Genomic DNA, 8,684 nt, shown 5'->3' with positions numbered 1-8,684 from the left:
CATGCGACGTTTTGTAAAGAGCTGACATCCAGCGTCTTTTTAAAAACGGCCCTTTTTCTCCTGTCTCGCGGTCCGCGGTTTAGTGCCTAATGGCGGTGTGAAAAGGTTGCGAACGCAGCGTGATGGAGGCTCTTTCGCGCTGCCAATGAGGCCTAATCATGCCATGAGAAAGCGCCAATCGCGGATCTCTTATGATTTTTGGTAACGCCCGACTTGGTTTTGACAAAAAAAGATAGTCCTTTTCGCTCTGGATGACCCGAAAATAATGATCAAAAAACAGTAATTATATTTTATAAAATGAAGTATATTTTATAAAATGAGGACCAAGGAGAGAAGAGTGAAGAATGGGGAGCAAAGAATGAATGAAGATGGCTGCCCGGATTCAAGAAGCGTCCGGGCGCGGCAGAAATTTGCGCATGTGAACTTTTATGCCTACATCATGCCTTCCTGTTTTTAATCCTGTTTGCGGTTATACATGGTTAACCACAATCGTAGGGATCTACATTGTCTCTCCAAAAGTAAATACCTACCGATCCTTTAGCTCCCCCATTAAATATCAGCTGAGCCCATCAATCCACCTATATTCGGCATTGATGCCAAAGCGCGTCCACGCCCAGGTCTGAGCCACGCGCTGTTAATTCAAGAGTTGCAAATCCAAAATATATGTGGACGCCTGTTCCCAATCAGGTTTAATATCAGGTTATAAACCTGTTTGCGATTGGCGCGTAGATCGCGCCATCCACCTCTCAATTGTGCACCAAGGTGCCTATGTCCTCGCCGTCCATCACCCGTTTGAGGTTGCCGGGCACGTCCATGTTAAAGACGTAGATGGGCAAATCGTTCGATTGGCACATGCAGATGGCCGTGAGATCCATCACCTTCAAGCCTCGTTCTATCACTTCACGGTAGGTGATGTCGGCAAACTTCTTGGCCTCGGGGTCTTTCTCCGGGTCGGCCGTGTACACGCCATCCACGCGCGTACCCTTGAGCATCACGTCGGCCTCAATCTCTATGCCACGCAGCGAGCTGCCCGTGTCTGTGGTAAAATAAGGATTCCCGGTGCCAGCCGAGCATATGCACACCTTGCCCGCCTCGAGCGCTTCCACGGCCTTCCATTTGCTGTAAAACTCGCCAATAGGCTCCATCCTGATAGCCGTAAGCACCTTGGTCTTCACGCCTATAGACTCCAACGCCGAGCTGAGGGCAAGCGAGTTTATCACCGTGGCGCACATGCCCATCTGGTCTCCCCTCACCCTGTCAAAACCTTTTTGGCTGCCACTCAGGCCCCTAAAAATGTTGCCGCCACCTATCACGATACCTATTTGCACGCCCATGTCGTGCGTTTCCTTGATTTGGCGGGCGTAGTCAGCCAGCCGCCCGGCGTCTATGCCGTAACCCTGATTGCCCATGAGGCTCTCGCCCGAGAGCTTCAACAATATACGTTTAAATCTTGCCATAGTTTATGATATGATAAATTCCACTTCCTTGAAAGCGTAGGCGCGCACGCGTCCGTCACGGTCGCGCAATATTAGGTGACCGTCGTCCTCAACCTCGACAATAGCCGCCTCGAAGATGCCGGAGGCATCCCGGTAGGCGTGAAAGCCACCAAGCCTGTAGAGACACGAGGTATAGTCCTCCGCGATGGCGCCATACAGTCCACGCTCGCCCATCTGGAGACGCTCGTCAAAACGCCGCGCAATGTCGCGCTCTATCGTCCTGCAGTCCATCTCGCGACCGGTTATCTGCCTAAGCGACACGGGGTTGGGCGCGTCGCTCACGAAATGTAGCTGGTTCACGTTAAGCCCCACGCCCACCACGCAGTCCTTAAGCCGGCCCGCACTCAATCTGTTCTCTATGAGTATGCCGCATATCTTGCGATCGTGGTGGTATATGTCGTTGGGCCATTTCACGCTGAAGCCATCGGCAAAAGCGGCGAGCGTGTCGCGGATGGCCAGCGAGGCGCACTCCGAGATGACAAACTGCCTGCGGGCGGCGAGCCACGATGGGCGACAGTACATGGAGAACAACAGATTAGCCCCACGCTCGCTCTCCCACTTATTGGTTCCCTGCCCACGGCCGTCACGTTGGTACTCGGCGCTAACCACCACCATCCGCATGGGCTGGCCGTCGGCCATGAGACCGTCGCAGAGATGGTCCATGCAGTAGCGGTTGGTGCTGTCGGTCTCGTCCAGCTCCACAAAACGTATGCCGTCGTCTGTTTTTTTCTTCTTAAACAAGCAATGGATTGAAAGCATCTTCTATATGATTGATTTGAGGATTGGCATCTCCCTCGCTGCCAACAATCGCAACAATGTCAAATCGCAAGTCGTCCACGATGTCGAGCGTCTTGACATATTCATCGGCAGCGCGGCCTATACGTCGCATTTTGCGAGCGTCGACAGCATCCTCCGGCGCTCGCGACGCATCGCTCTCGCGCGTCTTTACCTCCACGAACACCACGGCACGGCCGTCGGGCGTCTTGCAGATAAGGTCTATGTCTGGCTTGCCACGGCCGAAACGCCAGTCACGCTCCATGATCGCGTAACCCCGCTCGGCCAAGTAGCGGGCCGCCACCTGCTCGCCCCACAAGCCCAAATGGTTGTGTTTTGCCATAACATCATGTATATATGATGCAAAAGTAGCGGTTTTATTCCATATCGCAAAACGATCTCGCCATTTTTGCCTCGCTTGCCGCCATGGGCGATAACGAGTGTTGGAAACGGTATGGACCATTCACATTAGCAAGAAAACCAAAGCCGATCGATAAAAAATGACAAAAACAACGCTTTCTTGATAATTTTACATTATCTTTGCATACCAAATTCCATCCATGTTCGAAGGCACGACAACGGTGCGTGGAAAGCAAATATATGAACCTCCGTATTAAAAAACTTGACATATTCATTCTCCGCCAATTCGGCCTTTTGTTCGTAGGAACTTTTTTCATTTGTCAGTTTGTACTAATGATGCAGTTCCTGTGGAGATATGTCGACGAGCTTATCGGCAAGGGGCTTTCGCTGGAGGTCATGGCACAATTTTTCTGGTACATGGGACTTATGCTCGTGCCACAAGCACTGCCTTTGGCCATTCTGCTAAGCTCACTCATCACCTTTGGCAATCTCGGCGAGAGCTCCGAGCTTACCGCCATCAAGGCTGCCGGCATATCACTCATGCAGACATTCCGCTCGCTTATTGTCGTCACCATTGTCATTTGCCTGTGCTCTTTCTATTTCCAAAACAATATCGGGCCACAGGCTAACATGAAGCTCACCCAGCTGCTGGTGTCCATGAAACAGAAGAGTCCAGAACTGGAGATACCCGAGGGAGTGTTCTACGACGGAATACCCAACTGCAATATCTACGTGCAAAAGAAGGATATGAAGACCGGGCACCTCTATGGCATCATGATATACCGCATGACACAGAGCTACGAAGACGCCGCCATCATCCTCGCCGACTCAGGCATGTTACAATCCACGGCCGACAAAAAACACTTGCTGCTCAGCCTGTGGCAAGGCGAATGGTTTGAGAACATGCAGTCACAACAATTCGCCGGAAGCGCCGCCGTGCCTTATCGCAGGGAGACTTTCATCGCCAAACAAATCATTCTCGACTTCGACGCGGGCTTCAACATGGCCGACGCCGCCATGCTCTCAAACAACGCGAAAGGCAAGAGCCTCGACCAAATAAACCATGCCATCGACTCTATCACGCACGTCAACGATAGCTTAGGCTCTGTGTTTTACGACGAGGCAAAACGATCTTATTACGCCATGCCCCACCTATCCAAGGCAGACTCGGCCCGGGCTGTCAAGCGTGGGCGCACTCCTGCCTACAACATTGACAAACGATGGGAAAGGCTAAAGGTGGACCAAAAACGCCAAATCGTTACCGACGCGCTCGGCAATGTGCAAAATCAAGTGAGCGAACTCGACTTCAAAAGCATGCTCACCAAAGACAACGAATGGATCATTCGCATGCACTACATAGAGGCCATCAACAAGTTCACTCTCGCCTTCCAGTGCCTCATATTTTTCTTTATCGGCGCGTCGCTTGGCGCCATCATTCGCAAAGGTGGTCTCGGCGTGCCTGTTATCGTGTCGGTATTGGTCTTCATCGTTTATTACATCCTCGACAACTCAGGCTATCGCATGGCCCGAATAGGCGACTGGTCGGTGTGGTTTGGCAAACTATTGGCACCAGCCACGCTTACCCCGGTAGCGATATTCGTGACATACAAGGCCTACAACGACTCCATGGTGTTCAATGCCGACCTTTGGGTCAGCATGTTCAGACGATTGCTTGGCCTGCGCGCCAAACGGCACATTGCAGCCAAGGAGGTCATCATCACACAGCCCCATTACGAGCAAGCGCGCGCCACGCTGCGAGACATCAGCCATGATATCACAGCTTACGCCCAAAAACACAACTTGATCTCGCCACCCAATATCATCAACGTATTCTTCAGATACCAGCCCGACCACGAGATAGCGCGCATCAACGCCTTGCTGGAACAAACGATCGACGACCTCGCCAACACCCGCGACATGCAAGTGCTGCACCTCATCAACCAATACCCCATACTCTCTGTAAAAGCGCACACTCGCCCATTCGAGCGCAAATGGCTCAACATTCTCATGGCCATCGTAGCCCCATTAGGCCTGTTTTTATACATTCGCATGTGGCGCTACCGACTGCGTTTGCTGCGCGACCTGCGCGCAATCAGGGAAAACACCCAAAGGTTGACGAGCTACATCGAGAAAAACATCATATCCAAAACACAAATACCCCATAACTTATATTCAACATGACAGATATAAAGATGAGCAGCGTTGACGACGCGCTCCAAGATTTCAAACAAGGAAAATTTGTTATCGTCGTAGACGACGAGGATCGAGAGAACGAGGGCGACCTCATCATCGCCGCCGAGCTTATAACCCCGGAGAAAGTCAACTTCATGCTCAAAAACGCCCGCGGCGTGCTCTGCGCGCCCGTCACGCTCTCAAGGGCACGCGAGTTGGACCTGCCACATCAAGTGCAAAACAACACATCCGTACTTGGCACACCGTTCACCGTCACCGTGGACAAACTCGAAGGCTGCACCACTGGCGTGTCCGCCCATGACCGGGCAGCCACCATCAAGGCTCTCGCAGATCCAAATTCACGCCCCGAAACCTTCGGCCGGCCAGGCCATATAAACCCCCTCTACGCCCAAGACAACGGCGTGCTGCGCCGCTCGGGCCACACCGAGGCCACCGTGGACCTATGCAAACTGTCTGGACTGCAACCCGTGGGCGCGCTCATGGAAATCATGAACGAGGACGGAACCATGGCGCGACTGCCCCAGCTCAAAGAGAAAGCGCAAGCGTGGGGCATCAAGCTCATATCCATCAAGGATATCATAGCCTACCGTCTACAACGCGAGACCATCATCGAGGTGGGCGAGGAAGTGGACATGCCAACCGTCTATGGGCACTTCCACCTCATACCATTCAGGCAAAACAGCAACGGCATGGAGCACATGGCCCTCATCAAGGGGCAATGGACACCCGACGAGCCAATACTCGTACGCGTACACTCGTCATGCGCCACCGGTGACATCCTCGGCAGCCTGCGCTGCGACTGTGGCGAGCAGCTGCACAAGTCAATGCAGATGATAGAGCGCGAGGGCAAGGGTGTGGTAATCTATATACAGCAAGAGGGACGCGGCATCGGACTGATGAACAAGATTGCCGCCTACAAACTGCAAGAAGAGGGATTGGACACCGTCGACGCCAACGTCCACTTAGGCTTCAAACCCGACGAGCGAGACTACGGTTGCGGCGCCCAAATGCTGCGGCATCTCGGCGTGCACAAAATGCGACTCATGACCAACAACCCCACCAAGCGAGTGGGCTTAGAGGCCTATGGGCTGGAGATTGTCGAGAACGTACCCATTGAGATCACGCCAAACCAATACGACCTGACCTACCTGCGCACCAAGCGCGACCGCATGGGGCACGACCTTCACCTATAAGACAAAACCTACACGTGCCACGAAGTACGGTTTGCGGAGCTACCGCGCAGGTCTGGCCATACCGCCCAGGCCTGTCAACTAAAATCGCATACACATCAAAAAAGCCATGCCTACCGCATGGCTTTTTTGTTAAAGATCATTCGCGAAGCCGACAAGCGGCGGTTGTTATATATGTGGGCAAGCCACATTTACCGCCTGAATGCACGGCATGGCACGCGCGGAGCTACTTCTTGAGCACCTTGACGGTCTTGCCATCGCTCGTGCGCACAATGTTAATGCCCTTGCCAAGAGCGGGCTGAAGGTGCCCGTCCATGGAGTAGATGGCTTTGGCCTCGCAGCCGTTCTCAACGTTTGCGCGCGCTATGGAGGCAGTTTTGTCTGGCACAATGACAACGTTTCGAGCTTTGCTGCCGTCTGCCGTGGCTACGAACTTGCCAAACTCGTCTTCGCCAATCTTGCCACCATCGGGCGACTGCATCTTGCAGGCTGTGAGGCTGATGGAGCTTAGTCTTCTGACGGACGTGGCCTTCAGGGTGGCATTTTTCACCACGAGGTGGTTATTTTTGTCTTTCTCGTCACCCGAGCCCCAACCTTCCAACATGCCATCTATATCCACGGTGCAGCCGTCAATGGTCAGCGTGGCGTCATGGTGTAGATACACGGCGGTAAAACCAGCGTATACCTTGAGAGTTCCGCCACCAGTGATGGTGGTCTTAGAGTTCATGAGACGGACACCCTCCATGGTGGTGGCATTCATATCACTGCTTCCAATCAGCTTGATGGTAATGTCCAAGCCGCTAACAAAAAGTGTGTAGTAACCAGCGATGTTCTCAATCTTGGCGTTGTCCAGCGTGAGAGTCTTGGTCGTCGCGTTCCAGCTCACATTACCCGATTTGAGCCATGCCCCCGTGAGCGTGGCGTCATTGGTTGTATTTACGGCGTTGTTAGCAATTTCGAGTTGTTGCGCGTCGATGCGCCCTGTCCACAGCGTAGCGGCAATAATCAGCAAAAGGGTGTGTAAAGTTTTAAATTTCATAAGCGTAAATGTTTAATTGATAATAAAAATATTCGTAAAATAGTAATTGGGCGTAAACGCGATTTAAGCCCGCCCATTAAGAAGCCTTGTCAGGGTTTACGTTTTATGCCAATCTCCAAAAGCCGGATGACGAGTGGGAACGGCGAACCACGCCACGATGTCATCTCGTATTTGGGACAAAGAGTTATGCCCATGAGCGGCAAGGTGCAAAGCATGTTGTTTTAATGTTGTATTTGATGGCGATTTTAGGCGCAACCTTAAACAGAGACTCAAGGTTCGCTTTCTTGCTTTAAAATTTCGAACACTTTTCATTTTCGTGTTTTTGTCGTCCTGCTTTGGGGCGAGCTTCATTGGCAAGCTACACATATAATATATGTGTGGTAAAGACAGGAAACTGGTTGCTATACTTTGTCGCGCTTTATCCATTTGTGGCGCAAAGGTACATTTTTTTTTCATTCCTCGCTTTTTTTTGCTTTTATTTTTTGCACTTGCTGGTTGACGCTGCGCAGTCAGTTCTTAATATCATCAAATGGTAAAGAATTGAATTTGTCAAAATCAGAGCAGAATAATTTGTCTTGTATCACACGGTACTTTTCAAACTCTGCCTCTGCAAAGCTCTTGGCAAATTCAGCAGAAACCTTTCCTGCATCATGTAATACGGCATCACCTCCAGCTTCAAGAATAATATCAATACGTTTAGCCCAATCTTCCATAGTCATTGGTATATGTCGATTTGCCATACGTTCTGCTAAGTCAAGTACAGAGTTGACAAGTTTTCCCATATCTTCAAGTTCCACTTTTTTTAGATAGTTCTTGGCGATACTCACATCTAACTTGACGATTTTACCATCAGGTGCATTCTCCCAAGTAGTCAGTCCCATATGCTCTTTCTCTGCATTAGCTCTTTCTACTATAAGTTCTGCTGCGGTATACCCATGCACCGCATAATGCATCTTATTCTGAACTTTTTTATAAAACAAGCGTGTGGTCGGTGCATCCTTATTGTAGTCAACAGCCGTAGCATATATATCCGTGAGCTTTTGGTAAAATCTTCGTTCACTCAACCTAATCTCACGTATCTCCGACAGCAAATGCTCAAAATAGTCCTCACCTATGAACGAACCATTCTCCATGCGTTTTTTATCTATGATATAGCCACGCAAAGAGAATTGACGAATGACATAGGTGCACCATTGGCGGAACTGTGTGGCACGGATGGAGTTGACTCGATAGCCCACAGAAATGATTGCATCAAGATTATAGAACTTTGTCATGTAGTTCTTGCCATCTGCGGCAGTTGCCGAGTTTTTCTCGGTAACTGAATCTTCAACAAGTTCTCCGCTCTTGAAGATGTTCTTCAGATGCAATCCGATATTGTCTGTTGAACAGTCAAAAAGCTGTGCCATAGCCTTTTGTGTAGCCCATACCGTTTCGTCTTTATATAACACTTGCACGCCTTGTTCCTTACCTTCTGCCACGAAAGTCAGAAACTCTGCCGTACTGTTTCGTATTTCATATTTCTTTGCCATAATTCTTTTTGCGTAGAGTCAACCAGCAAGTGCAAAATTATAAAACGTGTTTGAAGAACTCGCGCTTAGGTGTAGAAAAGTTTAATTTTTCTCTCGGTCTTTC

The 8,684-nt window shown here is 50.6% G+C and carries 8 protein-coding genes; 2 read left to right on the top strand and 6 right to left on the bottom strand.

Annotated features, from left to right (window positions below; translation table 11 throughout):
• Positions 1-746 precede the first annotated feature (746 nt).
• The 3 genes from pyrH to HMPREF1640_RS10535 are packed head-to-tail and all read right to left on the bottom strand — an operon-like array spanning position 747 to position 2,613.
• A complete protein-coding gene (gene pyrH, locus HMPREF1640_RS10545) occupies positions 747-1,457 on the bottom strand; it encodes a UMP kinase (protein ID WP_036894538.1) in 711 nt (236 codons plus the stop codon).
• A 3-nt stretch (positions 1,458-1,460) separates the two neighbouring features.
• Positions 1,461-2,255 (bottom strand): biotin--[acetyl-CoA-carboxylase] ligase, encoded by a 795-nt coding sequence (locus HMPREF1640_RS10540; protein ID WP_036894536.1) that lies wholly within the window; start codon positions 2,253-2,255, stop codon positions 1,461-1,463.
• A complete protein-coding gene (locus HMPREF1640_RS10535) occupies positions 2,230-2,613 on the bottom strand; it encodes a YraN family protein (protein WP_036894534.1) in 384 nt (127 codons plus the stop codon). The genes HMPREF1640_RS10540 and HMPREF1640_RS10535 overlap by 26 nt, the downstream gene beginning before the upstream one ends.
• Positions 2,614-2,870: 257 nt before the next feature.
• On the opposite strand from HMPREF1640_RS10535, the gene HMPREF1640_RS10530 reads away from it, so the two are divergent.
• Positions 2,871-4,811: an LptF/LptG family permease gene (locus tag HMPREF1640_RS10530; protein WP_036894540.1), complete on the top strand. Its 1,941-nt coding sequence runs from the start codon at positions 2,871-2,873 to the stop codon at positions 4,809-4,811.
• Entirely contained in the window at positions 4,808-6,016 is a 1,209-nt protein-coding gene (locus HMPREF1640_RS10525; RefSeq protein WP_036894532.1) for a bifunctional 3,4-dihydroxy-2-butanone-4-phosphate synthase/GTP cyclohydrolase II, read from the top strand. Before HMPREF1640_RS10530 ends, HMPREF1640_RS10525 begins: the two co-directional genes overlap by 4 nt.
• A 223-nt stretch (positions 6,017-6,239) precedes the next feature.
• Here HMPREF1640_RS10525 and HMPREF1640_RS10520 read toward each other — a convergent pair whose 3' ends face one another.
• The 3 genes from HMPREF1640_RS10520 to HMPREF1640_RS10510 form a co-directional block, all read right to left on the bottom strand.
• A complete protein-coding gene (locus tag HMPREF1640_RS10520; RefSeq protein ID WP_036894530.1) occupies positions 6,240-7,052 on the bottom strand; it encodes a hypothetical protein in 813 nt (270 codons plus the stop codon).
• 96 nt (positions 7,053-7,148) lie between these two features.
• Positions 7,149-7,508 (bottom strand): hypothetical protein, encoded by a 360-nt coding sequence (locus HMPREF1640_RS10515; protein ID WP_156098793.1) that lies wholly within the window; start codon positions 7,506-7,508, stop codon positions 7,149-7,151.
• 53 nt (positions 7,509-7,561) lie between these two features.
• The gene (locus HMPREF1640_RS10510; protein WP_036894528.1) at positions 7,562-8,581 is read right to left on the bottom strand and encodes a virulence RhuM family protein; all 1,020 of its coding nucleotides are present in this window, start codon (positions 8,579-8,581) and stop codon (positions 7,562-7,564) included.
• Between the last annotated feature and the right edge of the window lie 103 nt (positions 8,582-8,684).

It is taken from the genome of Prevotella sp. S7-1-8, from assembly GCF_000758925.1.
Lineage (GTDB): Bacteria > Bacteroidota > Bacteroidia > Bacteroidales > Bacteroidaceae > Prevotella.
Note: the sequence above shows the minus strand (reverse complement) of the source record. Positions and strands in the feature narration are given on the sequence as shown.

Coding starts and splice junctions, on each gene's coding strand:
- pyrH (WP_036894538.1), bottom strand. CDS start 1,457: ATGGCAAGATTTAAACGTATATTGTTGAAGCTCTCGGGCGAGAGCCTC.
- HMPREF1640_RS10540 (WP_036894536.1), bottom strand. CDS start 2,255: ATGCTTTCAATCCATTGCTTGTTTAAGAAGAAAAAAACAGACGACGGC.
- HMPREF1640_RS10535 (WP_036894534.1), bottom strand. CDS start 2,613: ATGGCAAAACACAACCATTTGGGCTTGTGGGGCGAGCAGGTGGCGGCC.
- HMPREF1640_RS10530 (WP_036894540.1), top strand. CDS start 2,871: ATGAACCTCCGTATTAAAAAACTTGACATATTCATTCTCCGCCAATTC.
- HMPREF1640_RS10525 (WP_036894532.1), top strand. CDS start 4,808: ATGACAGATATAAAGATGAGCAGCGTTGACGACGCGCTCCAAGATTTC.
- HMPREF1640_RS10520 (WP_036894530.1), bottom strand. CDS start 7,052: ATGAAATTTAAAACTTTACACACCCTTTTGCTGATTATTGCCGCTACG.
- HMPREF1640_RS10515 (WP_156098793.1), bottom strand. CDS start 7,508: ATGAAAAAAAAATGTACCTTTGCGCCACAAATGGATAAAGCGCGACAA.
- HMPREF1640_RS10510 (WP_036894528.1), bottom strand. CDS start 8,581: ATGGCAAAGAAATATGAAATACGAAACAGTACGGCAGAGTTTCTGACT.